Raw genomic sequence first — 26,337 nt, forward strand, 5'->3', positions numbered from 1 at the left:
GGGGTTAAATCCCGACCATTGAGGAGGGTGACATGCTGGAACTGAATGGAATAAGAAAAAGCTTTGGCAAGATCGAAGTCCTGCGCGGCGTCGACCTTGAGGCCCGTGCCGGTGAGGTGCATGCGCTTCTGGGCGAAAACGGTGCCGGCAAGTCGACTTTGATGAAGATCCTGTGCGGCATTCTGCAGCCTTCCGAGGGAACGATCCGCATTGACGGCAAGGATCGCCGTTTTGCCAATTACGATGAGGCGATTGCCGCCGGCGTCGGCATCGTGTTTCAGGAATTCAGCCTGATCCCCTATCTCAACGCCGTTGAAAACATGTTTCTTGCCCGCGAAATCCGCGGGCCGTTGCGCCTTCTGAACAAGGGTGCCATGCGCAAGCGCGCGGCAGAAATCATGGGCCGGCTGGCCGTGGATGTGCCGCTCGACGTGCCGGTGCATCGTCTTTCCGTTGCCCAGCAGCAATTCGTCGAAATCGCCAAGGCATTGTCGCTGGATGCCCGCATTCTCGTGCTCGACGAGCCGACGGCGACGCTGACCCCTTCGGAGACGGAACACCTGTTCAAGGTTATGCGCGAGCTGCGCCGTCAGGGCGTGGCGATCATCTTCATTTCGCATCACCTCGAGGAAATATTCGAGATCTGCGACCGCATCACCGTTCTGCGCGATGGTGAGCTTATCGGTTCCTGCCTGACTTCGGAGGTCGACAATGACCGTCTGGTGGAGATGATGGTCGGCCGGCGCATCGAAGCCAGCTTCCCGCCAAAGCCGCAGCTCGATCCTTCCGCCGCAAAGGTGATCGAAGTCGAAGAGCTGCAATTGAAGAAGGGCGGGCCTGTCTCACGCTTTTCGCTGCGCAAGGGTGAAATTCTCGGTTTTGCCGGGCTTGTCGGCTCGGGCCGCACGGAAACGGTTCTCGCCATGCTCGGCGCGCATTCCGCCTCGCGCCGCAAAATCAAGCTCGACGGCGTGGATACGCGTTTATCCGGCCCCGATGATGCGCTGATGCGCGGCATTGGCCTGCTGCCGGAAAGCCGCAAGGAGGAGGGCCTGATCACCAGCTTCTCCATCCTGCAGAATATTTCGCTGAACAATTATCGCAAATACCGCAAGGCCCACTGGTTCCTCGATCTCAAGAAGGAACTGGAGCACACGACGAAGGCCATGGCGCAGGTGCAGGTCAAGGCGCAGGGACCCTATGCCCGCGTCGACACGCTATCGGGCGGCAACCAGCAGAAGATCGTCATCGCCCGCTGGCTGAACCATGACATGCGCGTGCTGATCTTCGATGAGCCGACACGCGGCATCGATGTCGGCGCAAAGGCGGAAATCTATTCGCTGATGCGCGAATTCGCCGCCAGGGGGCATTCGATCATCATGATCTCCTCGGAGCTGCCGGAAGTGATCGGCATGTCCGACAGGGTCTGCGTCTTCCGCTCCGGCGGCATCGTCGCCACGGTTGAAGGCGAAGACATCAATTCAGAAACAATAATGACAAACGCCACCACCGGGAGAGTTGAACATGTCGCTTGATGCAAACACCGGCACTGCCGCGAAAACGGGCGGTTTCAGTTTCAGCTCGATGCTGCGTTCCCCGCTCGCCCTGCCGCTGGCGGGCCTCATCGTCGTATCGATCCTCATGGGGCTTGCGAGCGACAATTTCTTCAGCCTCAACAACATCATGAACGTGCTGCGGCAGGTTTCCGTCGTCGGCATTCTCGCCGTCGGCATGACCTTCGTCATTCTCACCGGCGGCATCGACCTGTCGGTCGGCGCGGTCATGGCGCTTATCGGCACGCTGTCGGCCGGCCTGATGGTGAATACCGGCCTGTCGCCCGCGATTGCCTTGCCGGCCGGCCTGTTCATCGGTCTCGGCATCGGCATCTTCAACGGGGCGCTTGTCGCCTGGGGCAAGATGCCCGCCATCATCGTCACGCTCGCCACCATGGGCATGGCGCGTGGCCTCGGCCTCATCTATTCCGGTGGTTATCCGGTCAGCGGCATTCCGAGCTGGATTTCATGGTTCGGCGTCGGCCGTATCGGCGTCGTTCCCGTACCTGTCATCATCATGGTGGTGATTTATGCCATCGCCTGGGTGCTGTTGCAGCGCACGGCTTTCGGCCGCCACGTCTATGCACTTGGCGGAAACGAGCTGGCGGCCCGTCTTTCGGGCGTGAAGACCCAGCGCGTCAAGCTCGCGGTCTATGGCATCTCTGGTGTCACGGCCGCTTTCGCCGCCCTCATTCTGACAGGCCGCCTCATGAGCGGCCAGCCCAATGCCGGCGTCGGTTTCGAACTCGATGCCATTGCGGCCGTCGTTCTCGGCGGCACGGCGATTGCCGGCGGCAGGGGTCTCATCCTCGGCACGCTCATCGGCGCGGTGCTGCTCGGCATTCTCAATAACGGCCTCAACCTGATGGGCATCAACCCCTATCTGCAGGATGTCATCAAGGGCGGCATCATCCTGCTGGCCATCTATATCGGGCGCGAATGGCGCTGAGCCGGCTCGGAAACACCTTCATAAACGCAGGAGAATTAAATGTCTGAATCGCTGCAAGGCAAGATCGCGGTCATCACCGGCGCCGCATCCGGCATCGGGCTTGCCACAACGGAAGCGCTCTTGGAACAGGGCGCAACCGTGGTCATGGTCGACTGGAACGAGAAAGCCTTGAATGATCTGGCCGCCAAGCTCGGCGACCGCGCCATCCCGCAGGTGACGAACCTGCTCGACGCCGACAGCTGCAATGCCATGATCCCGGAAATCCTGAAGAAGGTCGACCATGTCGACGTTCTCTATTGCAATGCCGGCACCTATATCGGCGGCGATCTTACCGAAACGACGCCCGAGGCCATCGACAAGATGCTGAACCTCAACGTTAACGCGGTCATGAAGAATGTGCAGGCCGTCGTGCCGCATATGTCGGCGCGCAAGACCGGTGATATCATCGTCACCTGCTCGATCGCTGGCCATTTTCCGACCTATTGGGAGCCGGTCTATTCGGGCTCGAAATGGGCGATCACCAGCTTCGTGCAGGGCATGCGCCGCCAGATGATCCCGCACGGCGTGCGCGTTGCGCAGGTCTCTCCCGGCCCGGTCGTCTCGGCACTTCTGGCCGACTGGCCGGAGGAAAACCTCCGCAAGGCCAAGGAATCGGGCAGCCTCATCGATGCGAGCGAAGTGGCAGATGCCGTCGTTTACATGCTGACGCGCAAGCGCACCGTCACCATCCGCGACATGCTGGTCTTGCCGACCAACTTCGACCGCGTCTAAGACTTCAGGAGCGGCGGGAAATCGGAACCGGTCCCGCCGCTTCAACCTGTTCACGCACCGGATGATCCGCTCCGAGGAGTATCGCAAATGGCTTCCTATCTTGTTGGCGTCGATGTCGGGACCGGCTCGGCGCGGGCCGGTGTCTTCGATGTCGCGGGCAAGCTTCTCGCCACCGCCAAGCGCGCGATCAGCATGCATCGCGAGGATGGCGCCATTGCCGAACAATCGAGCGCAGAGGTGTGGCAGGCGGTCTGCGACAGCGTCCGCGAAAGCGTTTCCCGCGCCGGCATCAATCCGGCCGAGGTCGCCGGCATCGGTTTCGACGCCACCTGTTCTCTTGTGGTTCGCGGATCCAATGACCAGACCCTGCCGGTCGGCGCTGCCGATCATCCCGAGCGCGATATCATCGTCTGGATGGATCATCGTGCTGTCGAACAGGCCGAACGCATCAATGCCGGCAAGCATGCCGTCCTGAAATATGTCGGCGGGCGCATTTCTCCGGAAATGCAGACGCCGAAGCTTTTGTGGCTCAGCGAAAACAGGCCCGATATCTATGCCCGTGCCGAGCACTTCTTCGACCTGACGGATTTTCTGACGTGGAAGGCTTCCGGCGCGCTCGATCGTTCCGCCTGCACGGTCACCTGCAAATGGACCTATCTCGCCCATGAAAACCGCTGGGATGCGGACTATTTCACCAACATCGGCCTTGGCGATCTGGCGGAGCAGGGCTTCCGCCGCATCGGTGAAAGCGTCGTGAATCCCGGCACGGCACTGGGCGCTGGCCTGACCGAAGATGCAGCCAAAGCCATGGGGCTGGTTGCGGGCACAGCGGTTGCCGCTGGCCTGATCGACGCCCACGCGGGCGGCGTGGGCACGGTGGCTGCCGGTGGTGATGCTTCGCGATGCCTCGGTTATGTCTTCGGCACGTCCTCCTGCACCATGACCACCACCACTGAGCCCGCTTTCGTGCCGGGTGTCTGGGGTCCCTATTATTCCGCCATGGTTCCGGGCTCCTGGCTGAACGAGGGCGGTCAATCCGCTGCCGGAGCCGCCATCGACTACCTCGTGCAGCTGCATCCGGCCTTTGCCGAAGCGAAGGCGCTTGCCGAGAAGGACGACAAAGCCTTGCCGGTTTGGCTTGCCGACCGCGCGCTCGGCCTTGCCGTATCCGCTTCCGCCGCGGTGAAGGTCGCCGAAGATTTCCATGTGGTGCCGGAATTCCTCGGCAACCGCGCGCCCTTCGCCGATCCGCATGCCCGCGCCGTCATTGCCGGTTATGGTACGGAAACCGGGGTGGATTCCCTCGTCGCGCTTTATGTGGCTGGGCTGCTCGGCCTCGGTTACGGGCTTCGCCAGATCATCGAAACACAGGCCCGTAACGGCGCGCCGGTGGAAACCATCAGTGTCAGCGGCGGGGCCGGCGCTCATCCGCTTGCCCGGCAATTGCTGGCCGATGCGACTGGCCTCCCGGTCGAACTCACCGAATGTGAAGAGCCGGTGCTTCTCGGATCTGCGATGCTTGGCGCGGTTGCTGCCGGAACCTATCCGGACCTGATGGCGGCGATGCCTGCCATGTCGAGGATCGTCAGCTGCGCTTCGCCAGATCCTGCATTTCAGAAGGTTCATCAGTCGCGGTACGACGCGTTTCTGGCGCTCCAGAATGCGGCGCGCGCCATTCGATCCGCCAGCCATTCCTGAGCCGCGTCACAAGTTTAGATCATCCGGCCGTATTGGCCGTAAAATAACGAGGATTCCATGCAGTTTTCCGGAAAATCCGTCATCATCACCGGTGCAGGCAAAGGCATCGGCCGCGCCTGTGCGCAGCTGATGGCCGCGCGCGGTGCGGAAGTGGTGGCGATCAGCCGCACCCAGTCCGATCTCGACAGCCTGAAAAGCGAAATCGGCGGCCGTTCGATCCGTGTCGATCTCGCCGATGTCACGGCCACCCGTGCTGCCATGGCGGAGGCTGGTCCCTGCGACTTCCTGATCAGCAGCGCCGGTATCAATGTGCTCGAAAGCGTGCTCGACATGAGCGACGCTGGTTATGAAGCCGTATTGGGCATCAACCTGCGCGCCGCTCTCGTCACCTGCCAGGAATTTGCCCGCGCCCGCATTGCCAAAGGCGGCGGTGGCGCAATCGTCAACATCACCTCCATCGCCGGTCATCGCGGTTTTCAGGATCACCTCTGCTACGCGGCGTCCAAGGCCGGACTTGAAGGGGCGACCCGCGTTCTTGCCAAGGAGCTTGGCCCGCACGGCATCCGCGTCAACGCGGTCGCGCCGACCATCACCCTCACCGAGCTGGCGGCGGAAGCATGGAACGATCCGGCGAAAAGCCAACCGATGATGGTGCGCCATCCGCTGAACCGGTTCGCCGAAGCGCAAGAGGTGGCTGAGAGCATCGCGCTGCTCCTGTCGGATGACAGCCGCATGATTTCCGGAGCCGTGTTGCCGGTCGATGGCGGTTTCCTCGCCGTTTGACGTGCGCGGGGAAAGTCTGACGCGCAAGCGCTTGCCCGGAAATAAAAGAACGCCCGGCAAACAGCCGGGCGCTCCTCTTAATGAATGACAATGCTGTTAATGACGATGCTCGGGCATGTCCTTCAGTTGGTCCTTGGTCCATGATGTGACCGCATGGACATCGCCGTCCTCATCCCGCATGAAATCAAGATCGCTGAGCGGTACTGCGACCGGCTTTGCGCCGATACCAAGAAAGCCGCCGACATCGATGATGGCGGTGCTGCCGGCCCCGACGCCGTGGACATGATCGACCTTGCCGACCTTGTGATCGTCTGCACCATAAACGGTGGCGCCTTCAAGAACGGACGGCGTCAGTTCCGTTTCAACCAGGCGTACGTGATTGGTGTGATCCATTGTTCTTGCTCCTGTCTTGGTTTGCACAAAACAAACTCCCGCATGGCAAAACCGTTCCATGGAATGTCGCCGGCACGGGCGTCGGAGGCCGGTGATTTCTCATCGATACATTGTTGGGGTTTGCGGCAGGCGCTTCCGAAAAGGTTGCGGAATGGTCACACCTTTTCTCCGGAAGACAAGTTTTCACTAAATTGCAACCGCTAAAGTTGTTGCGATGACGTGTCTGGATGTTATCTCTGCGTCAGGTTGAATCATCAAGGGGATGAGGGATGAAAAAGTTGGGGGCGGTTTTGCTGGTGGCTCTTTTGAGCGCATGTGCAAAGCCATCTGACGGACCGACCGCAGGCAATATCCGGTCTGCGACCTTGCCTCGAACCAACGAAAAAATCCCCGTCATCGAGTTGGCAAATGCACCGGCGGCCACGGTTTCCGCCGGAAGCCTGCAGGGCGCTTCCGGCCCCGGTCTCAACGCGCTTCGCAACACCGGTTACAACGCCCAGAGATTGCGGCGTGGCGATGTGATCGACATCACCGTGCTCGATACGGGTGAAGACGGCCTTTTCTCCCCGACGCAAAGCAAGACGCTCAATCTCGGCCGCTTTACCGTGGATCAGAGCGGATCGGTGAATATCCCCTTCGTCGGCAAGCAGCGGGTGGTGGATTCGACCCCCGAGGGCCTGCAATCGCAGGTCGTTGCCGGGCTCAAGGGATCGGCCGTGAACCCGCAGGCCGTCGTCACCGTCGTCGACAAGCCGACGAGCGCTGTCATGCTCAGCGGTGCGGTGAAAAACCCTGGAAAAATAACGCTCACCGCCCGTCAGGAGCGGGTGCTCGATGCGCTCAATCAGGCCGGCGGCCCGACCGTCGCTCCCGGCGCTGCCACGGTTACCGTGGTGCGCGGCTCGCACAGGGCCAGCGCGCCGCTTGACCGCGTCATGCGGGAAGATCGCCAGAATATCCGCCTGTCGCCAGACGATCAGATCATGATCGATGGCGATGCGGCGAGCTACACCGCGCTTGGTGCCTTCAAGAGCGCCGGCGAATTCCAGTTCGAAGCCGGGAAACTGACCCTGGCGCAGGCTGTCGGCCGTGCCGGTGGATTGCTGGATGACCGTGCCGATGCGCGCAATGTCTATGTCTTCCGCAACGAGATCATTCAGGTACCGTCCGCAACCGCATCGGGCGCGAAAGGCCCGGTTGCGACGGCCACGACCATGCGGCCGGTGATTTATCACGTCAATATGCGCGATGCTTCCAGCATCGCGCTCATGCAGCTCTTCCAGATGCAGAAGGGCGATGTGCTCTATGCCAGCAACGCGCCGCTGGTGGATTCGGCCAAGCTGCTGACCGTGTTCCAGAAGAGCGCTCCGACGGCGGCAGCGCCGCTTCCCGGCAGCGGCAACTGACGATAGGCGCTACAGAAGCTGTAGCGCTTCCATCGCCGATTGCGGACGCAAAGCGGGATCGTCATGGCAACAGGTGTCTGCAAAATCCACCAACCGTGGCGTGACTTGCGCTCCATCAGCTGTGGCAAGTCGCCGGGCAAGTCGTCCCACTGAAAATATATCCTGATCCGGCTTTGCAGTTGCGTCCCGCATCCGTTCCGGCGCTGCAAATTCACGCGAGGCGGCGAAGCTCATGCCCCGTTCCGCGTGTTTTTGGCCGATTTTCAGCGCAATGCCGAAATCGCCAAGCCTGCTTGTTTCGAAATCGCCATTCTCCAGCAGAATATTGGCTGGCGTGACATCGCAGTGAACATAGCCCCGTGCATGCAAGGCGCTCAGCCCTTCCAGCAGGCGGCGAAGGATTATGCGCGCATCCGACGCGGTAACCGGCCGCTGCGATGCGAGCGACGCCAGTGAACGCGGGAACCATGGCTGCAGCAGACCCGGACGGCCATCGGCCAGTCGCAGCAGCGTCGATGTTTCCACCAGACACGGATGGCGCAGCGCCAGTCCGACCTGTGCCTCTTCCCGCAATCTCTGCAGCAGTGCCGCGTCGTTTCTCGATGCCGGCGGTAAGGTTTTCAGCGCATGGAGGGAACCGAGATCGCGGTGCCGCAATTGCAGCAGCAGCGTGTTTTCGCTTTCGTAAGCAATGCGTTCAAGGGCAAAACTGTCGGCGATCCAGTCGGGTTTCGCATCGGAAAGATGCGAGGCTTTCCGGTCCAGCGCATTTCTGACCTGATCGATCAGATCCTTCTGCTCTTCGGCGGGCCTTTCCTGCCTGCCGTCATGGCGGATGCTTTGCCACAGATCGGAAAAGCGCTCGGCAACCTCCGGGTAGGCCTGCCCATCGCCCGGTTGTTTACCCTTGCTCAAGCCGGTTTCCAATCACGATGGCGCTGACATTCTCGCGTGTGTCTTCGATCAATGCTTCCTGGATCAGGGCACTGGCGCAATCCTTGATCGGAGTGTTGCCGATAATTTCGGCGATGGCCCGTTCCTTCAGGATTTGCACCAGCGGATAGCTGCACAGGAGCAGCCTGTCCTGCGAACCCCAGTCTTCCCCAGCGATATCCGGCCGGAACTGCTGGGAAAGCCCGACACATTGCGAGAGCTGCCTTTTCATGCCGACAACGACGTGATCGCGCGAAAGCGGGTGCATGGTTCCGTTTTTCAGGAGATAGGCGCGTGCATCGCCGGACCACAGGACACTCAGCCTGCGGCCGACAATGGAGGCGATGACGACGCTGGCCATCGGCCTGCCGTCGGCGCCCATGGCTTGCCGCGACAGAAGCAGGCTGTTGACGGTGCCGAGTTTTCCCCTGATCTGCTGGGCCATCACCTCGGGGTTTTCGGCATCGGGCGTCTCGGCAAGAATATTTGTGACCAGACGAGCGGCTTCCACGGCGCTGTGCGTGTCGCCCTGTCCATCCGCTATGGCGAAGAGGGCAGGGGTCTGGGAAACGAAGAGCGAGTCCGCGTTCAGGGAAAGCCGTGTTCCCGGGTGCGTGGCATAGCTGTAGATTACAGATGGCGGCTGTTCGCTTGAAGGCAAAGGCGAAGCCGCCGCAATGGGTGGGGTTTTCTGTTTCGCACTCTCCGGCGCCTGGGCAGGTGTTGAACCGTTGTCGTCGCCCTTGCTTGCCCCATTGCCTGCCATATCGCTGAAGAGACGCAGGAAATCGGAAGCTTTCGGCTTGCCGTCGAATTTGAGACCGCGGGCGCGGCGGCTGACGGGATCAATGTGCCACCAGATGCTCGTCGGTACGCGGCCACGCACCATGTCCGCCGCATCATCATCATCGTCCCGTGGTTTCGGCAGGCGCAGTTTCTTGACGGAGGCGTTGAACCGGGACATGTCGAAATCGCCTGTCATGGATGTTTCGGCCAGCGCCTCGGCGGCCATGAACCAGGTGTCGTCGAGATAGAGCGTTCTTGGATGTTTCCGGAAGCTATTGAGCTGCGCGATGATGGCAAGCGGATATTTGCGGCCCACCCGGTCTGCACTGGGCACCAGCACGCCGGCATAGGCGCAGTTTCCCCATATGCCGCGTTCGATGATGAAACGGATGGGAGGCGATGACGCGAATATTTCGGACCACCGGCCCGAGAACAGGTCAGCGCAGGCGTGAAGGCCAGATCGCATCCAGTCGTCAAACGTTCCGATCAGCTCCCGTTCAAGCCCGTCGGAGATGAAGTCGCCATGGCTGGGGACCTTGCCGAAGAAACCGATACGGTCGCTTTCCGCTGCGGTTTCCGCGGGCCTCGATGCCGGATTGGCCATCAGCCGTTATTGACCGCGGTGCTTTTCGTCGTTGCTTCCATCATAAATCCCCTCCTGTGAAAAACCGGTGTGTCGCCCCGCCGCTAGAATTGTGCGGGGCAGGCAAAGCCGGCGATGGCGTCCAGCCTGAATGGATTGAGAACGGAGCCGAACTGAATATCGAATTCGGCAACCTGACCGCCATTCGCAAATCGCACCCGCAGCAGATCACCGGACTGGTTTTCGATGTCGGCGCCATCGAACAGCCGGAATGGCGACCAGTCGCCGTTTTCGGTTTTTGCCTGCTGCCAGCCGCCCGGCTGGAAGGCGATGCGCGACAGGCTGGCCGTGTTTTCGCGCGAGGGCCATGTGATCGATTTCGCCTGGATCGGGCCGTGATAATAAACCACCCGCTCGCCCTCGATTTCCAGCATCACTGCGCTGGAGGCATTGGTGAGCGAAACGGGTTTGACATTGATCGACACCGCCGGCGTCTCGCTGCCATTCGGGAAAAAGGCGCGCGAAATCTTGTCGGCATTTTCGAACTGGGCGACGGCGCTGCTCGGGATGCCGGCGGCGCCGAAGGTGCCTTTCCAGCTCCAGGGGGTGGTCGTTTTGTCGACAAAGGCTTCCATTCGCTGTTTGAAGAAGGTCTGGAAAACCCCGGTCGGCCCGAAGAGCCGCGTAAAATCCGCAATCGCGACATCGCGGGAAGACGACCTGTCGAACGGATAACGGCCGGTCACGATCGAAGAGCAGAGGGATGCCGCATCGGCTGTCCAGAGTTGCGCAATGCGGCTGCGTGCTGATTTGACCGCAAGCGAGCCGACATCCGCCGCCACGCCCGCCACCCAGACATCGAGGGGTGCCGGCAATTCGCGGGCCTGCTGCAACAGATCCTGATTGGCCTTGGTGAGTTGGCTATCCACATCAAACACCTTGGCGACTTCGTCGGAGGTGGTTGCCGAACGGGCAAGCTGCTCGTTCAGCATCTTGAAATGCGCGAGCAGCTGTTCCGATGGCGAGCCCCCGGCCTTGCCGCCATTGGCCTGCTCACCGGTTGCGGCGGGTTCTTTCGCCGCCAGCATGTCCCGTAACCGGGCATAGGGATCCGCCGCGTTCACCGTGGCGGCCAGAACGGCTGCGGTCGCGTCCCCTTCCGCGGCGGAGGCGAGGGTGGCGGGGTTTGCCCCGGGGCGCAGATCGGTCGCCTCCGCGATCGATCTGGCGGCCTCCACCAGAATGTTGCGCTCATTGGCAAGCGCGCGGGTTGTTTCCACCGCGTCGCCAAGGGTCTGGGATGGCTTGACCCGGAGGTCGGCCAGCGTATCGGCCCATATTTTCTCGAAACGGTCGAAATAGATCTGCAGCGCGGCCTGCGCCACCTGCTCGACAGTCGCGCCCTTGATGGCGTCGTCAGAACCGCGCACCCAACCTTCGGAAAGCGCGACGCGGGCCGCATGGGCGACCTGGGGAATGACGACGCGGCGATATCCATCCGCGGTGAAGAGGCCTTCTATACCCTCCGCCATCGGCGTTTTGCTGCGTCGTTCGAAAGCACGCTCCCCCAGCGGGCCGAAGGCTGTAGCGGGTGTCCATTCCACCAGTTCCCGCACTTGCGGAAGGCCGGCGAGAATATCATAGGCGCGGGTGCCGATCGCCTGGTCGCGGATCGTTTCGCGGGCGGTGGCGATGAGCCGCGCATCTAGCTCGATCGGGGCGAGCACGCCGTCGGCCAGCGCCTTTGCGTGCTGGTCAAGCGCCTCTCTCGCCGCCGCCCGCCCGTCGCCGGGATAAAGGGATGCGAACATCTGATGTGTCTGCACGGTCAGGAAATCGCGGTCCAGCGCGCCCATTCCGCCCAGCATCCCGTAGAGTTTCAGCGAATTGAACGTGCGGGTGACATCCTTCTCATCCTTCAGCTGCTTTTGCAGCTGCACGATCATGCGCGGCAGCAGAAGCGCGTTGAGCGCGCGCTGATAGGCATCACGCTGCCGGCCGGCGATCTTGTCTTCCTGATCGAGGCCGAAGCTGACATTCCACACCCGTTCGCGGGCAAAGCCGGAATTGACATCGCGCAGATTGTCCAGTGCGGGGAGGATGCGCAGGAAATCGGCGTCGGAAACATCGCGCACGGGAATGCCCTGCACGAGCTGTTCATAGGCCCCGAGTTTGCGGTCGGCTTCCGCCAGCGCCTGCGTATTCGCGAAATAGGTGAAAATCCAGCCGGTGAAAACGATGGCGACCGCAACGGCGGAAACGCCATAGGCAATGCGCCGCACCAGCAATTGTCGCCCGGAAAGGCGCTTGTCGCGCATCACCAGCGCGGCCTCCGGGAAGATGACGTCCTTGAAGAGCCGCGACAGGAAATAGCTTCGGCGGGTTCTGGGTGCAGCGGGAGATTTTTCCGTTTCCGGCTGCGTGCCCGAAGCGAGATAGACGCCGCGCAGAAGCGGTGCTTCGATCAGCGGGGAGCTTGCGCAAAGTTCGGTCAGGGCCTCATGGAGCCGGTCTTTAAGCCGCGCGAGTTCGGCCGGGAAACGGAAGATGCGTCCGCGTATCTCCGCATTCTGCTCCTGCTGCAGGCGCTCGATCAGCATGGCATCAACCCGCTGCTGCAGCAGTTCGAATTCTTCCGTCAGACGCTGCGGCAGGTTTTCGGCGGAGTAACTCTCATCCAGCTTGAAGGTCGTGCCCCACACCTGCTGTCGGTCGGTCTTGTTGAAACCATCGAAGAATTCCACGAAACCATGCAGCAGGTCGGCTTTCGTCAGGACGATATAGACCGGAACGCGGGCATGCAGATATTCATCCAGTTCCGAAAGCCGCTGGCGGATGGAGCGCAGCTCCTGGCGCTGTTCCTCGGGATCGCGGTTGAGCAGATCGGGAATGGACAGGGTGACCAATGCGCCGTTGATCGGCTGCGAACGGCGATATCGCCTCAAGAGGCCAAGGAAACCTTCCCAGCCTGCCTTCGAGGAACCGTCGAGATCGTCCTGCGTGGTGTAGCGGCCGGCGGTGTCGATCAATATCGCCTCGTCGGCGAACCACCAGTTGCAGTTGCGCGTACCGCCGATGCCCTTCACCGCATTTTCGCCGAGCGCATCGCCAAGCGGAAATTGCAGGCCGGAATTGGTGAGTGCCGTCGTCTTGCCGGAGCCAGGCGCGCCGAAGATCACGTACCAGGGCAAATCGTAGATGTAACCGAAGCGCTTTTTCGTCACCCGCCGCAAGAGCGCGAGGGCTTCTTTCAGGCGGGTCTGGATTTCGCCGATTTCCGCCTGCCGGTTGGCCAGCGCTTCGCGCTCGATGCTGTCGACGAGTTCCTTGTCCTGCTTGCGGCCGCGGTAAATCGTGACGACGATATAGACCAGCCAGACGGCGATAATGATGCCGATGGCGATGAGCCGTGACTGCACCGTTCCAAGCGGTTTGAAATCGCCAAGCGCGATCAGATAGCCGTAGAACCAGATGACGACGCAGAGCGCGACCACCCATAAAAGCGACAGGAAACGCCGGCCGACGAGGGCCGCATAGCTCTCGACATAGGAACGGATCGTATAAAAATAGCTTAAGGGGTTCATGGCTGGACCTCTCCCGGCTGCTGTCCCGGACTGTTCTCTATGGTCGGCGAGAGGATGCCGGCGTCGCTCAGTTTTTCATCGGGATTGGTCAGGACCATGATTTCCGTTCTGCGGTTTATCTGGCGGCCTTCTTCCGTTTTATTGTCGGCGATCGGGTCGCTGTCGGCCCGGCCTTCCGTCAGGATCGCGTCAGGGCCGGTGAATTGTGAAAGAATGTCTCCGACTGCCTTGGCGCGCGCCTCGGAAAGGTGCCAGTTCGATGGAAACTCCACCGTCTTGATCGGCACGGTGTCGGTATAGCCGATGACGACGGCGCGGAATTTTTCAGCGGCAAGCGCACCGCCGATGCGCTGGATGAGATCGCGGAATTGCGGGCTGACATCGGCGCTGCCGGTGGTGAACAGGCCCGAATTGTTGATGCGAATGCGCAGCCGCCCGTTCACATCCGCAAGGGTCACAAGCTTCCTGTCGACTTCCGGCTGCAGGAAGGCCATCAGTTTTTCAAGCCGCGAGGGTTGTCTCGGCTCCACCACCTTCGGCGGTTCCACCACCTTGGGCGTTTCAACCTGGGCCGGTGGCTGGGGCGGTGGAGTGGCGATCAGCACGCTCGGCGTCTCGTTAGGGGGCAGATGAGCAAGCCTTTCGAAGGTGACATCCGATGCGTTGTTGAGCGACAGCGTGAAGAAGAGATAACCAAGCGCGAAGGCCAGCGCCATCAGCGATAGCAGGGTCCAGAGCGCGGCCATCGTCCGCAATGGCGTATGTCGGGCATCGACGCCTTTCCAATGCGGAGAAAGCTCCCGCTCGAAGGCGCCATATTGGCCGATCAGCGTCTTGTAGAGGCTGTCGCGGATGCGCGAAAGCTCCAGCGCTCCCTTTGGCGAAACGCGGGTGCGTCCTTCGAAAGCCAGCGACAGGCACAGATAGATCAGCAGCAGCAGATCCTTGTTGGCGCCGGGCGACTGGTGGAAATGGTCGAGAATGTCGAAAACCCGGTCGCCGCCGGTGACATCGTTGTGGAAGGTGGAGACGAGGCCGGAGCGCGCCCAGCCTGCCCGCACGCCCCAGGGTTTGCTGAGGACCACATCATCCACGGTTGCGCAGACGACATAATGCGCAGCCCTTGCCCGCTCCGGGCTGATGCGGGCAGAAGCGAGATCGCGCTCATAGCGGGTGATCGCCTCAACGCAGGCGCGGCGAAGCTGGTCGGGGTCCGGCTCCGCATCGCTGAAGCGTAACAGATGCGCGAGGTTGAGGAGTGGGGCTGCCGACTGCACAAGTGTCGGCACCTCTTCTCCACCGAAGTGGAAGCCGGTGAGCAGCTGTTCGACCGGCATGGCGGCCGCGCTTGACTTTGCTCGCCCGGACGGCTCGTCGGCGTCGACAATGTCTTCGAGGATTGCCGCCATGTTGCGGGCGTTCTGGTTGCGTCGGCGGCTTTCCTCGGTGATCTCGACCACCGTCGGCAAATCCTGCCACGAAGAGGGGTTTTCCTTGCTCATTCGCGTAACGCCCACATTTCCATCTCAAGCCCGGGAAACTCGCCAGCCAAATGCAGGGCGATGGCGCCGGAGGTCTCGAGTTGCTTCCAGAGTGGCGATTGCGTGTCGATCTCGAAATAGACGGTGCCGGATCGATAGGGCAATTGCCGCGGCAGAACCGGCAGGGAGCGCACGGGAATGCCCGGCAGCGCCACATTGACCAGTTCGGAAATCCGCTCCACCGGCCCGACCTTGATTTGTGCCGGCAGGCGGCGGCGAATGTCTTCGGCCGCCATATCCGCGCGCACGGCGAGCACGAAACCGGCATCGCGCAGCAATGTGCGGTCATGGATGGTGCCGACGCGGACGCCATGGCGGCGTTCCACCAGTTCGATCGCCACGGCCGCCTGTTCCAGAACCGCCGACAGCGATGTGCGCAGATCATCAAAAACAGCGCCGAAGGTGGCTTTCAGATCCTCGTGCCGATAGGGCGGGAAATCCGTTGCCCGTTTTTTGTCCGTGGTGAAGGTGGCAAGCTCGCCGGCAAGCTGGATGCAGTCTTCGTAAAAGCGGATGGGGTGAAATCGCGTGGCGTTGGCACCGCGGTGCGCCAGCAGCGGATCGGCCCGGTTGAGGATCTGCAGCAGGAAATAATCGCCCACTTCCGCCGTTCCCCGGATCGTCGGATCGCCAATGCGTTCGGCAATCGCCTGGGCGCGGTGGCGCACGATCCCCAGAAGCTCCGTCAGCAATTCGTTGAGGCGGGGTGCCGCCGCGCAGCTGAGGCTCGGAGGAATGAAATCCGGATCCAGAATGACCGCGCGGTCGGAGCGGACCTCGATGACCCTTGCAAGGCCGATGAGATCGTAACCGGAAAGATCGTCGCCGGTTTTCAGGAATTTCAGGCTGAGACGGCCGACATCGATCGGGGCCACGAAATCCGTCTCGATATTCGTGTCGGAGACCTCATAGCTGGAGGCGGTGAAGCGCACATTGTTCGCGTCATTGCGGCCGCTGGAGGACATGTCCGCCTTGCCCGGCTGCCGGGCCGGCAGGGCGAGATAGATGACGGCGTTCTTGACGCTTTCGTCGAGATCGAGCGGCGGCGGCAGGTCGGAATCTTCAGGCGCTTCGAAAGGCGTTCCATCGGGAAGAACGCCGCGCAGGTTCGAAAGGGCGAATTGCCCTATCGACAGCGCGCTGCGGTCCACGCCGATTTCGGCGATGCCCCAGGGATAAGGCGAGAGGTTGCGCGTGGTGTTGCGCACCAGCCGTTCGGTCCAGCGGTCGGATTGCTGAAAATGCTGGACGCGAAGAAACATGCCCTCGCTCCAGGCAACACGGTTCTCATGTCTCATCGTGGTTGTTTACCCCCTTTGCATCGGCCGTTATCGCGTCGGGTTCCTGGGTGGGCGCGGCGTCACCGCGCGCTGCCCGCTGCAGGAACTGCCTGACCGGCAATGGACGGCCGTTTTCCTCAAATTGCTTTTTGTAAGTGGACCAGTAATCGGTCTTCATGATCAGCCCCTGCCAGTCCCGGCGCTCGATCTTCGTCCGGAGATCGTTGCCGGCATCGACGGCGGCTTCGAGAAGCCTCGGCTCGAGCTTTTGCGTGCAGCCGTGGATCAGGGTTTCAAGAGAGGTGGCGAGACGCCGCTGCTGGCGGATGAGCGTTTGCATCCGCTCGCTCAGGGAGGCTGATGAACCGTGGCCGGCGCGCTCGACTTCGATGTCGAGAATAGCCAGACAATCGGCGCTTTCCCGCTCCAGCGTGGTCAGAAGATCGCCGATCTCCTGCGCTGTCGACGCGTCCGCAGCCGGCGCGTTTTCCAGCCGCAAGTCTTCGTCCGCCTCGGGGAAAACGCTGTCGAAATCTTCGCTACTTGCGGCCGAAACCGGACGCGAAATCATGACCGGCGTGTTCAGTGCGTCGGTATGTTCGTGCTCGCTGCTTGCAACCGGTTCGTCGTCCCAGTCATCAGGCAGAACGGTATCGATTCCGCGCGCCGAGGGCGGTTCGCTCCAGCCGATTTCGACATTTCGCGAAATGGATTTTGTCTTCCGGCCCGCACCCTCGCGCCATGTTTCGGACCAGTCATCGGCAGAGGCGGCGTTGCCCATCACGCCGCCGGCCGACCGGCCGTTCGGGGCGATATCGGCAAGGATCGCCGAAATGGTCAGGGGTTCGTCACTCATGCGCAGGGAAGCGTCGGGATCGGAAAAATCCAGTTCGGCATCGCCGCTGATGGCGACCTGAAAAACCTGCCCGCCAATGTTGATTTGCGAACCGTCGCGCAGACGCGCGCTTTCGCCTTCAAGCAGCAGGCGGCCATCGACCAGCGTGCCATTCGCGCTCTGGTCCATTATCGTGAAGCCCTCGCCATCGCGGTTGAGCGTGCAGTGCAGCTTGGAAACGCGCCGTTCATTGTCGTCGATCTGCCAGTCGCATTCCCGCGATCGGCCGATGACGCGGCGGCCACGCTCGAAGCTCCACTGACTGGCTCTTGCCGCTCCGATATTGCGTGTGTCCTTGAGTGCAAGCTTCATATCCATGCCCTCATGCGGAAATCGCCGAGCCTTCCCGCTCGGTCACCACAGCGTCAGCGCTGTCTTGTTGGGCGGGCGCCACGCGAGCCCAGCTGTTCCAGCCGAGGCGGGCGGGAGCATCGGAACGGCCGAGGCGGCAAAAGGGAATATCCTCCTTTTTCAGGATCACCTGCACGTCGAAATGCAAGGCGCTTCCGACGAACAGGCGTGTCAGCGAAAATATTTCCGCAAGCCGTTTCGATCCGGGCGTCAGCGCCAGATAATCGGCATAGCCGACAGGGCCGATCACGACCCGGAAGCCGCCGCTCATATCTTCGACAGCGCTGCCTGCCGTGGTATTCTGCCCGAGCCTCAGCCCGGATGCCTGGCCGATATGGCTCTGTTCGTGAAGCGGCAGAGCCACCCAGCGCCGGCGAAACTGTTCGACGTTGACCGGAAGTCCCGTGAATTCGCAAAGCATTGATGTCAGGGCCGAAACATTGCGGTTGCGGCCGGCCAGCAGTCCGCTGAAACGCAGGAGCGCATCTTCGCTCACACCAGCCTTCTCGACCAGACCGGCTGTGCGGAACCCGGTGATTGCAAGCAGGGTTTTGCGGAAACCATTCTCCCGCTGCTCGGCCGACCAGCGCAATCCCCTTGCGAGGCGGTATTTTTCCGTCGCTGAGACAAACAGTTCGCTGAACCTTGCCGCGAACAGATTGAAGAAGCCTGCCAGCGCTCCGGAACGATTGCGTTCTTCCCGCTGCAGCAACTCGCCATAGGCCGGCGGCAGCGAACCGAGCGGCCCGACAATGGGCGCGAAGGCGGATTTCAGTTCGGCTTGGCCGCGTTTGCGGTTGAAGCCGCTGATCGCCAGCGCGGTTGGCTGTGTTCCGCCATGGGCGCCGACGACAATACCGTCATCCGCCGAAACGAGCTGGGCGACGCGAAACGCCGTGGTGGGCTCAAAACGGCCGGGATCGTCGCTGAGAAGCGCCGCCTGCCGGTCTTTCATGGTTGGCGTCTGCTGTTCCATCCCGGTCTCCTAGAGCAGCGACCGGTCCGCGGCGCGGGCCGGCCAGCGGGCGATGGGTTTGGAGTGGCCGCGCATCGTCGCCGTCAGCCGTGTGAAACTGTTGATCGAGGTGTAAAGCCCGAAAAAGTGGTTGAGGACGCTGGCGAAAATAAATGCGGCGGGTCGCGCGATCAGCGCGGGATCGAACTCCACGGTGATATCGGTTCCCGGCACCATCGCCGAGCCGATCCGGGCATGGGAATTCTGCGCCTCGACATTGCTGATCGCCTCCACGAGCTGCCGGGTTTCCGGGCTGTCCCTGAAGGAATAAAGCGACAGAATGTCCTTCAGCGGTGCACCGCCGCTGTCGGTGAGGGAGAGATGGTTGAGGAGAAGATGCGAGATAAGCCGCCACTCGCGCGCCGAGCGTTCATTGACGCGGATCGCCGCCGTCGGCGGCATCAGCGCGTGGACCGACTTTACCGCTTCATTGCCGGTCGAAAGCTGCAGGAAGGGGTGCCCGCCGCCAAAGGGAAGCTGGCTCGGCAGCTCGCGGTTGATGCACAGCGTATCGATGCTCGCTACCATATCGAGCGGTCCGAGCGGGCCGCGCTTCTCATCCACGAAGGCGATGTCCGTATCGGATGAGCCGTCGTCATCGAACCGGCGCTGTATCTGCCAGAACACGTTGGCGCCATTGTTGCGCTGCGTACGGCCGAAAAATGGGGAGGTCTTTTCGGTCTGCCCGGAACGGCTGGTCAGTTGAACATTTTCGACGGCATAGATTTCGCGGGTCCGCTGCCGCCGTGCATCCGGCAGCAGGCGGTATTCCGTGCGGGTGCCATCGAGGCTGAGCGGTTCGCAGCTTTGTTTGAACAGGTTGATGACCGGCGAGGCGTTCAACACGAAATCCCCGACCGACACCATGCGCTCAAGCTGCGTGTCCGCCGCATCCAGATAGATATAAAGTTCGCAATCGCCGCCGCTCCATTTGTTGAGCCCGTCGATGTCGAGAAAGAGAAATTTCTGCGGCAGCGCGAAGAATTCGGTGAGAAGCCGGTATCCGTCAAAACTGTTGGCCGGATAGGGCAACATGGCCTGGTCGCGCGTATAACCGGATGGCGTGAGATTGCCGGCGGGCAGGAAAACGGCTTCCTTGTCCTCGGCGTGACGCGCCAGCGCCATGCCCACGCAATGATTGGTCAAAAGCTCGTAAAGCGCCGTGGCCTGCTGCCAGGCGGCGGACAGGAAAATCTGAAGTTTCGTCAGTCCCATTTCCGGAAAAGTGCCGCCGCGCGGCGCCGTGCTGCGTAGAGAAAGCCGCAGGCAGCTGGCGGCGCCGGCAAAGGAGGCTGAAAAAGGCGCGTCGATCGGCTGGCCGGAAAGTGTTGCGGCGGCAATTTGCAGGGGAACGATCTCCACCTCCTGCGTGGTGCGAAAACGGCAGCTTTCGCCGCCCACCGGTTCCGCCAGTATTTCGCTGTGCCGTGGAAGCGTCTGCACCGTTGCGAGCGCCGTGCTTGGGGTGAACTGAACGACGCTCATCGAAGGGATTGGCGCAAGATAATGCGGATAGAGCGTTTCCAGCAGGCTGTCCGACAGTTCGGGAAATTCGTCGTCCAGCTTCTGGCGCACACGTGCGGCGGAATAGGCGAAACTCTGGATCAGCCGCTCGACATGCGGATCGTCGGCGACATCGCCCGTCATGCGCAGCCTGCCGGCGATTTTCGGGAAAGCAGCGGCAAAGCGGGATGCCCGCTTTCTCAGCGCAAAAAGCTCGTCATTGTATTTTTCGAGGAAGCCGTCAGCCATTTGCCGCCTCCACCAGAAAACGTTGCGTGGAGGGATCGATCCGGGATTCGAAGCTGATCGGTGGCATGCCTTCCTGAAGACGGAAACTTGCCTGTATGCGCATGCGCAGTGCCCGGTCGCCATCCGTGCGGTTCTTCAGGATTGTCACATGCACATCGGCAAGGCGGGTTTCGAACAGGGAAATCCGCCGCTCGATGCTGCGTGCGAGCTGCGCCTTGGAGGCATCCGTTACCAGATTGGCCGAAAGAATGCCGTCCACGCCATAGCTCACCAGCGCATCGGACAGTTCCTTCAACACAGCCGGCGGCCCGGCGGGGTTGCGGCGGGTATTGAGCAATGCCTCGAGATCGCGGCGGATCACTTCGCGCATTTCCCGTGCCTGATCCTTCAGACTGACGAGCATATCCGTTTCCGCATCCGGCGCGTCATCGAGCAGCCGGTCCAGAACGGAGCGCGACAGCGTTCTCTGCCGTGCGCGATATTGCTCCAGCGGATCAACCACGGGCGATCTGCCTTTCTTCGTCGGAGAGGGCGGAAAGCGCGCCGATCTCATGGAACGGCACCACATCGTCGCCAATCAGCAGGCAGCGTTGTCCGAGGCCCGTCGCCAGCGGCTGGTCGCCTTCGCTCCAGCGGGTTTCGCGACCCAGAAGGAGGCCGACATCGTCGCCCGCGCCGTGATAGATCGCCGGCAGCAGCACGGATGCGACCGCCCCGTCACGCAGCGTCAGTTCGGCACCACGAAAGGCGAGATCACGCGGGCGACTCATGGGGTCGATGGCAAGGCTCTCGATGCGCCCGTAGTCGATCCAGAGGTAACGGCCGCCATTGGTCAGGACTTCCAGTGCGTGTGGAATCCGGTCGTCCAGATCGCGAATGTCGCCGGCGCTCTTGCCATCGTGGCCGATCGGTACGTTGCCGCGTTTGTCATCGAGTTCAGTCAGCGCGGTTCTGGCGGCATCCGCGTCGCCGCTGCGTGCGGCAATATTCGCCCGGATGGCCAGCTGATCGAGCGCGGAGGGACCGCCGGGGAAATCCGGCACGGCGCCGGTTTCGAACCACGCATTGCGTGCGGCCATGGCGCGCAGCTGGTGGCGAAAGAGGGAAAAGCCGACGCTGTCCTGAGGCGAAAATGTTGCGGCCAGATTGCATTGCGCATCGGCCTTTTCATAGTCGCCGGCAAGCACCAGCAGGTCGATGTAGAAATGGCGGCCATCCTTGTCGGTCGGTCTGACTTTCACATGGTCCCGCGCGAGCCCGATTGCGTCTTGCAGCTGGTTGTCATCCAGGAGGAGGGAAATATCGTCGCGCAGCGTCATGCGGATATCCTTTGCGGCTCGGCGGAAGACCGGGATGCGGCGGTGGCCGGCATCATGGTTTCGGCAATGAGGTGGAAGCTCGTGGAGACGTCATCGAGCTGGAAATGCGGCTGGAGGCGCACGGTGCAGGAGAATGTTCCGGGCTTGCCGGGAACCTCGAAGACATTGATCCCGGCAGAGCGCAGCGGATAGCGCGTGCGCAATGCCGCCTCCGCATCGTCATTGCCGAGCGTGTAGGAGGATAGCCAGCTTTCCAGCTTGCGTTCGATGGTCGTGGCATCGCTCAATTGGCCGATGTCGTCGCGCATGATGACCTTGAGGTAATGCGAGAACCGGGAGGCGCACAGCACATATTGCAGCATGGCGGCAAGGCGGGCGTTCTGCCTTGCCGCTTCGGTGGAATAATGGCCGGGCGCATGCAGGGACTGATTGGCGTTGAAGATCGCCATGCCGGAAAGATAGGTGGTGGAGACGGGCACGATGCCGAGATCGGAAAATTGCTGCTCCTGCCCGGTCGTCAGTTGCACCTCGACGGGCGGCTGGGCGGAAAGGCCGTTGCTCTCGATGCCGAGATCGAACGGTGGCAATTGCCGGGCAGAGAGCATGCCGCCATCCACGGCATCCTGCGTCACACCACGCAAATCCGCAAACCAGCCGGAATCCACGAAGTTGCGCACGACCACGGTTGCAAAGGCGAAGGCGGCATTGCCCCAGAGCAGGGTCTCGCCACTTTCCGCCACATGTTCGCGGAACGGGAAGCCATCATCGCGCCCGCGCGCATAGGGCCTGTAGGGAGAGCGCAGCAAAACACGCGGTGCGACAAGGCCGACGAAGCGGGAATCGTCGCGTGCACGAAGCGCATTCCAGCGAAGCCGCGATTTATCCTGCTTCAGCGAGGAAAAGTCGTGAACCCGGCTGAGTTCGGAAAAATCCTGCAGGCCAACGGCGGAAGGCGCGGCTGCAGCGACAAAGGGGCAGAAGGCCGCAGCGGCCACCATGCCGATCTGCGACAGCGTGGTGATGGAATCTGCGCCCTGAAGATCATCGGGGGAAAAGGCGTAGTCACCGATCATCAGGCCCACCGGTTCGCCGCCGGGCATGCCGAATTCGCGGTTATAGACGACTTCGAAAAGATGGCTCTGGTCGAAGTCGGTGGCGCGTTCCGTGTTTCGGGCAAGGTCGCGCCAGCTGGCGTTCAGCAATTTCACCTTCACGTCGGTGCTGCGGCCCGCCTCGCGCACGACCATGGCAAGCCCGCGCCATCTCGCTTCCATCGCCTGAAAATCAGGGTGATGGAGGATGGCGTTCACCTGGCCGGTCAGCGCATCGTCGATGAGGGCGATGAGCTGGTCGGCGAAAAGACGGGCGTCCGGAAAGGACTGATGCGCCATGAGCGGGCTCCGGGTGATGAACGGGGTCGGGGTGGCGGACCACCCCGGTCCGGGCTCAGTTCTTGGATGGAATACGGGCGACCATGCGCAGCGAGGTCGTCAGTTCTTCCATCTGCAACCAGGGCCGCATCCATGCGACCGCGTTGTAGGCGCCGGGTTTGCCGGGCACTTCCTGCACGGTCACCTTGGCATCGCGCAGCGGATATTTCGCCCGGCTTTCTTCACCCGCTTCGTCATTGGCGTTGACGTAGTTGGCGATCCAGCGGTTGAGCCAGACTTCGCAATCGGACGCTTCCATGAAGGAACCGATCTTGTCGCGGCCCATGACCTTGAGATAATGCGCGAAACGCGAGGTGGCCATGATGTAGGGCAGGCGGGCGGAAACGGCGGCATTGGCCGTGGCTTCCGGCTTGTCGTAGAGCTTCGGTTTGTGCGCGGTCTGGGCACCGAAGAACACCGCATAATCCGTGTTCTTGTAGTGGCAGAGCGGCAGGAAGCCGAGCTTGCCGAGTTCGGCATCGCGGCGGTCGGTGATGCCGACTTCGGTCGGGCATTTCAGGTCGAGATCGCCGTCATCGCTGGAGAAAACGTGCATGGGCAGGTTTTCCACCCGGCCGCCATTTTCCGCACCACGGATCGCCGTGCACCAGCCGCTCTTTGCAAAAGCGTCGGTCAGCTTGGTGCCCATGACGTAAGCGGCGTTCATCCAGCAATATTCGTCATGCTGCAGGTCGCCATTCACCGCACCCCTCGTTTCGTCATAGGCGAAATCGTCGATGGGGTTGGTCTTTGGACCATAGGGCATGCGGGCCAGCACACGCGGCAGGGCCAGCGTCACGAAACGGGAATCGTCGCTTTCGCGGAAGCTGCGCCACTTGGCATATTCCACCGTGTCGAAAATCTTTTCCAGATCGCGCGGACGGGCGAGATCGCGATAATCCTCGAAGCCGAACATGTGCGGGCTGGCGGCCGAGATGAACGGCGCGAAAGCCGCGGCCGCAATCGACGAAACGCCCTGCAGCAGCTGCACGTCATCGAAGGAGTTGTCGAATTCATAGTCACCGATGATGGCGCCGAGTGGTTCGCCGCCGGGGGTGCCGAATTCGTCTTCGTAGATCGCCTTGAAGAGGCGGGACTGATCGAATTCGACGGCTTTTTCCAGATCGCGCGCCAGTTCACGCTTGCCGGCATTCATGACGCGGATCTTGAGGTTCACGCTCGTCTCGGAATTCTTGACGAGGTAGTTGAGCCCGCGCCAGGTGCCTTCGAGCTTGGCGAATTCCGGCGCCTGCATGATGGCGGCGAGCTGCTCGGAAATCGTGCGGTCCAGTTCGGCAATCGCGTGGTTGAGGGTGACGGTGAGGTTGCGGTCATATTTGACCGTTCCCTTCAGGGCCTGATCGGTCAGCGTGCGCAGGAGGTTCTGCGCGCGGTCCGGTTCGGTCTGGCGGGTTGCGGAAACCACCTTGGACAGCAGTCCCTGATCTTCGGCGGTCGTTGCCTGTGCGTCGCTTTTCAGCAGGCTTTCAGCGCTCATGTTTCAGTCCTTCCACATGCGGCTTAGAAAATGCCGCTTGAACAGTTGAAGCCCTAACGGGCCGTTCGGGGAGGTTCTCCTCCGCACAGGCGATTATTCGCTCGCGCCGTTCTTTTCCTTCAGTTCGGAAACCAGCGTTGCGAGGTCGGTCTTGTTCTGCAGAATATCTTCCAGCATCCGCTCCAGATCTTCCGAGCGGTCGGCCTTGGAAAGCAGGTCGCGCAGCTCGTTGCGGGCATCCAGAAGCGCCTTGAGCGCCGGAACCTGCTGCACGACGGCGCCGGGTTCGAAATCGTCCATGCTCTCGAACTTCAGGTTGACCTGCATGTCCGTGCCGTCTTTCTGCAGCGTATTGGCAACGGAAATGTTGAGGCCCGGCGTCATACGGCGCATGACTTCGTCGAAATTGTCGCGGTCGATCTGAACGAATTTACGCTCGCCGAACGGCTTGAGCGGCTGGGTGGGATTGCCGGAGAAATCACCGAGCACGCCGACCACGAAAGGCAGCTCCTTGACCACCATCGCGCCTTCGGTTTCGACTTCGTATTTGATGTGAACGCGGGGCTTGCGAACCCGCTCCAGCTTTTCATGTACACTTGCCATTTCAACCTCCTTGATGCCCCTTGGCATGGATGACTGTTACGGGGCGTCGTCTCGCCCCGAGTTGGTTATTTTCCGTTGTTGTCTCCGCCGGGTTTGATGCCGGCGGCCGTCAGAACGGCGTTACGGGCCTGCGCTTCCGGCAGAAGCTCCGCCAGCAGTTCCGAAAAATCCATGCGCCCCCTGCGAACCAGCGTTTCGATGGAGAGCGAAATCGGTGAGTGCGGTTCGGTACGGCGAAAATAACGCGCAACCGAAAGAAGAGTTTCAAACGCCTCATCGCGCGAAGATATGCCTTCCGGGGAGGCTGCAGGTGCACGAACGGCCGGCTGCCCGCTTTCATCGGTGCCCGCAACGACGGCCGGTGCCTGTTCGACCGGTGCCGGTTCCTGGTCGCGCCCACCCAGCGTGCGAATTGCCGCGGCCGCTTCGATAAGCGTGTTGCGGATATTGGAACTCGGGGGGGCGGCCTGGCCGCAACGTTCGGAAAGAACGGCCGTGATGGCATCAAACGAGGAGAGACAGGCATTCACCGCCGCCAGATGGGAAGACATGGCGGCGACACCTGCCTCGGACGCTATCCGGTACAGTTCTTCGCGGCGTTTGCTCTCGTTCGGACGCTGCGCCAGCTGGAAATCCCAGAGACTGTGTTCTCCGAACTTCCCCCCGGGGATCAACGATGCCAGCCGGAGCGGCTGAACAAGTGTCCCCTCGCTGCCAATGCCATTCAATCCCGCAAAAGGTGCAAATTTTTCCTCGTCATTATCATCGCTGATCGAGCGCAATGAGTCCCAGTGGTTGTAAAAAAGATCACCACAAAGCTCGTAGATTTCGCGCAGCCCATGGAAGCCGCGCAGTCGCAGGCTTGCTTCCGCGAGCCACGCCAATATTTCAACATCCTTGCTTTCGGAATATATAATCTGCAATCCAAGATTGCTGACACTGTCCCAGCTACTGGAAATCTTCAGGTTATCCTGGGGGGATGCAGCCCGCTCTTCTGCGCGTGCCTGGTTTCTTTCGTCCTTAATTCTATAGTATATTTCACGCATTCTTGAATCGTTGCGGATATTATCTCCGCAATTCCCCAAAAATTCTATATCTCTTTTAACATGCTGCGTATCCAAGAGTAGTCTATCCCCAGAAAATAGTAATGGATTTTTTGTAGTTACTTCCCTTACGTGAGGCTATTGATCAGACAGACTTATTCAAAATGTGTC

The 26,337-nt window shown here is 61.3% G+C and carries 21 protein-coding genes; 6 read left to right on the plus strand and 15 right to left on the minus strand.

What is annotated here, in order from left to right; genetic code table 11:
* Positions 1–32: 32 nt before the first annotated feature.
* The 5 genes from AC5YUO_RS22740 to AC5YUO_RS22760 all read left to right on the plus strand — a co-directional run bounded on the left by AC5YUO_RS22740 (position 33) and on the right by AC5YUO_RS22760 (position 5,754).
* Entirely contained in the window at positions 33–1,535 is a 1,503-nt protein-coding gene (locus tag AC5YUO_RS22740) for a sugar ABC transporter ATP-binding protein (protein WP_496155322.1), read from the plus strand.
* Positions 1,525–2,502: an ABC transporter permease gene (locus AC5YUO_RS22745; protein WP_400814345.1), complete on the plus strand. Its 978-nt coding sequence runs from the start codon at positions 1,525–1,527 to the stop codon at positions 2,500–2,502. Before AC5YUO_RS22740 ends, AC5YUO_RS22745 begins: the two co-directional genes overlap by 11 nt.
* A gap of 39 nt (positions 2,503–2,541) precedes the next feature.
* On the plus strand, positions 2,542–3,273 hold the full coding sequence (locus AC5YUO_RS22750) for an SDR family oxidoreductase (RefSeq protein ID WP_496155323.1): 732 nt from the start codon (positions 2,542–2,544) through the stop codon (positions 3,271–3,273).
* Positions 3,274–3,360: 87 nt separating this feature from the next.
* Positions 3,361–4,971, plus strand: coding sequence for an FGGY-family carbohydrate kinase (locus AC5YUO_RS22755; protein WP_496155324.1), 1,611 nt, complete (start codon positions 3,361–3,363; stop codon positions 4,969–4,971).
* A 57-nt stretch (positions 4,972–5,028) separates the two neighbouring features.
* Positions 5,029–5,754, plus strand: a complete 726-nt coding sequence (locus tag AC5YUO_RS22760; RefSeq protein WP_496155325.1) for an SDR family oxidoreductase — start codon at positions 5,029–5,031, stop codon at positions 5,752–5,754.
* Between the two features lie 96 nt (positions 5,755–5,850).
* On the opposite strand, the gene AC5YUO_RS22765 is transcribed toward AC5YUO_RS22760, so the two are convergent.
* The gene (locus tag AC5YUO_RS22765) at positions 5,851–6,147 is read right to left on the minus strand and encodes a PRC-barrel domain-containing protein (RefSeq protein ID WP_003522015.1); all 297 of its coding nucleotides are present in this window, start codon (positions 6,145–6,147) and stop codon (positions 5,851–5,853) included.
* A 269-nt stretch (positions 6,148–6,416) separates the two neighbouring features.
* On the opposite strand from AC5YUO_RS22765, the gene AC5YUO_RS22770 reads away from it, so the two are divergent.
* A complete protein-coding gene (locus tag AC5YUO_RS22770; RefSeq protein ID WP_496155326.1) occupies positions 6,417–7,553 on the plus strand; it encodes a polysaccharide biosynthesis/export family protein in 1,137 nt (378 codons plus the stop codon).
* Positions 7,554–7,562: 9 nt separating this feature from the next.
* Here the strand turns inward: AC5YUO_RS22770 and AC5YUO_RS22775 are convergent, their stop codons facing one another.
* The 14 genes from AC5YUO_RS22775 to tssA all read right to left on the minus strand — a co-directional run bounded on the left by AC5YUO_RS22775 (position 7,563) and on the right by tssA (position 26,244).
* Positions 7,563–8,468, minus strand: a complete 906-nt coding sequence (locus AC5YUO_RS22775) for a protein kinase domain-containing protein (protein WP_496155327.1) — start codon at positions 8,466–8,468, stop codon at positions 7,563–7,565.
* The gene (tagF, locus tag AC5YUO_RS22780) at positions 8,455–9,876 is read right to left on the minus strand and encodes a type VI secretion system-associated protein TagF (protein WP_496155328.1); all 1,422 of its coding nucleotides are present in this window, start codon (positions 9,874–9,876) and stop codon (positions 8,455–8,457) included. The genes AC5YUO_RS22775 and tagF overlap by 14 nt, the downstream gene beginning before the upstream one ends.
* 83 nt (positions 9,877–9,959) lie before the next feature.
* Positions 9,960–13,439: a type VI secretion system membrane subunit TssM gene (gene tssM, locus AC5YUO_RS22785; protein WP_496155329.1), complete on the minus strand. Its 3,480-nt coding sequence runs from the start codon at positions 13,437–13,439 to the stop codon at positions 9,960–9,962.
* Complete coding sequence (tssL, locus tag AC5YUO_RS22790) at positions 13,436–14,941, minus strand: type VI secretion system protein TssL, long form (RefSeq protein ID WP_496155330.1); 1,506 nt, start codon at positions 14,939–14,941, stop codon at positions 13,436–13,438. The genes tssM and tssL overlap by 4 nt, the downstream gene beginning before the upstream one ends.
* Positions 14,938–16,278, minus strand: coding sequence for a type VI secretion system baseplate subunit TssK (gene tssK, locus AC5YUO_RS22795; RefSeq protein ID WP_496155331.1), 1,341 nt, complete (start codon positions 16,276–16,278; stop codon positions 14,938–14,940). The genes tssL and tssK overlap by 4 nt, the downstream gene beginning before the upstream one ends.
* Positions 16,268–17,473 (minus strand): type VI secretion system-associated FHA domain protein, encoded by a 1,206-nt coding sequence (locus tag AC5YUO_RS22800; RefSeq protein WP_496155332.1) that lies wholly within the window; start codon positions 17,471–17,473, stop codon positions 16,268–16,270. Before AC5YUO_RS22800 ends, tssK begins: the two co-directional genes overlap by 11 nt.
* Before the next feature lie 4 nt (positions 17,474–17,477).
* Positions 17,478–18,482, minus strand: coding sequence for a type VI secretion system baseplate subunit TssG (gene tssG / locus AC5YUO_RS22805; RefSeq protein WP_496155333.1), 1,005 nt, complete (start codon positions 18,480–18,482; stop codon positions 17,478–17,480).
* A 9-nt stretch (positions 18,483–18,491) separates the two neighbouring features.
* On the minus strand, positions 18,492–20,273 hold the full coding sequence (gene tssF, locus AC5YUO_RS22810) for a type VI secretion system baseplate subunit TssF (protein WP_496155334.1): 1,782 nt from the start codon (positions 20,271–20,273) through the stop codon (positions 18,492–18,494).
* Positions 20,266–20,775: a type VI secretion system baseplate subunit TssE gene (tssE, locus tag AC5YUO_RS22815; protein WP_496155335.1), complete on the minus strand. Its 510-nt coding sequence runs from the start codon at positions 20,773–20,775 to the stop codon at positions 20,266–20,268. The genes tssF and tssE overlap by 8 nt, the downstream gene beginning before the upstream one ends.
* Complete coding sequence (locus AC5YUO_RS22820) at positions 20,768–21,592, minus strand: type VI secretion system accessory protein TagJ (RefSeq protein WP_496155336.1); 825 nt, start codon at positions 21,590–21,592, stop codon at positions 20,768–20,770. The genes tssE and AC5YUO_RS22820 overlap by 8 nt, the downstream gene beginning before the upstream one ends.
* The gene (gene tssC / locus AC5YUO_RS22825; RefSeq protein ID WP_496155337.1) at positions 21,589–22,983 is read right to left on the minus strand and encodes a type VI secretion system contractile sheath large subunit; all 1,395 of its coding nucleotides are present in this window, start codon (positions 22,981–22,983) and stop codon (positions 21,589–21,591) included. The genes AC5YUO_RS22820 and tssC (AC5YUO_RS22825) overlap by 4 nt, the downstream gene beginning before the upstream one ends.
* Positions 22,984–23,038: 55 nt before the next feature.
* Positions 23,039–24,520, minus strand: coding sequence for a type VI secretion system contractile sheath large subunit (tssC, locus tag AC5YUO_RS22830; protein ID WP_496155338.1), 1,482 nt, complete (start codon positions 24,518–24,520; stop codon positions 23,039–23,041).
* A 93-nt stretch (positions 24,521–24,613) separates the two neighbouring features.
* Positions 24,614–25,123, minus strand: coding sequence for a type VI secretion system contractile sheath small subunit (gene tssB / locus AC5YUO_RS22835; RefSeq protein WP_010973761.1), 510 nt, complete (start codon positions 25,121–25,123; stop codon positions 24,614–24,616).
* A 65-nt stretch (positions 25,124–25,188) separates the two neighbouring features.
* Positions 25,189–26,244 (minus strand): type VI secretion system protein TssA, encoded by a 1,056-nt coding sequence (gene tssA / locus AC5YUO_RS22840; RefSeq protein WP_496155339.1) that lies wholly within the window; start codon positions 26,242–26,244, stop codon positions 25,189–25,191.
* Positions 26,245–26,337 lie beyond the last annotated feature (93 nt).

This window comes from Agrobacterium sp. LEGMi-208b (assembly GCF_059511785.1).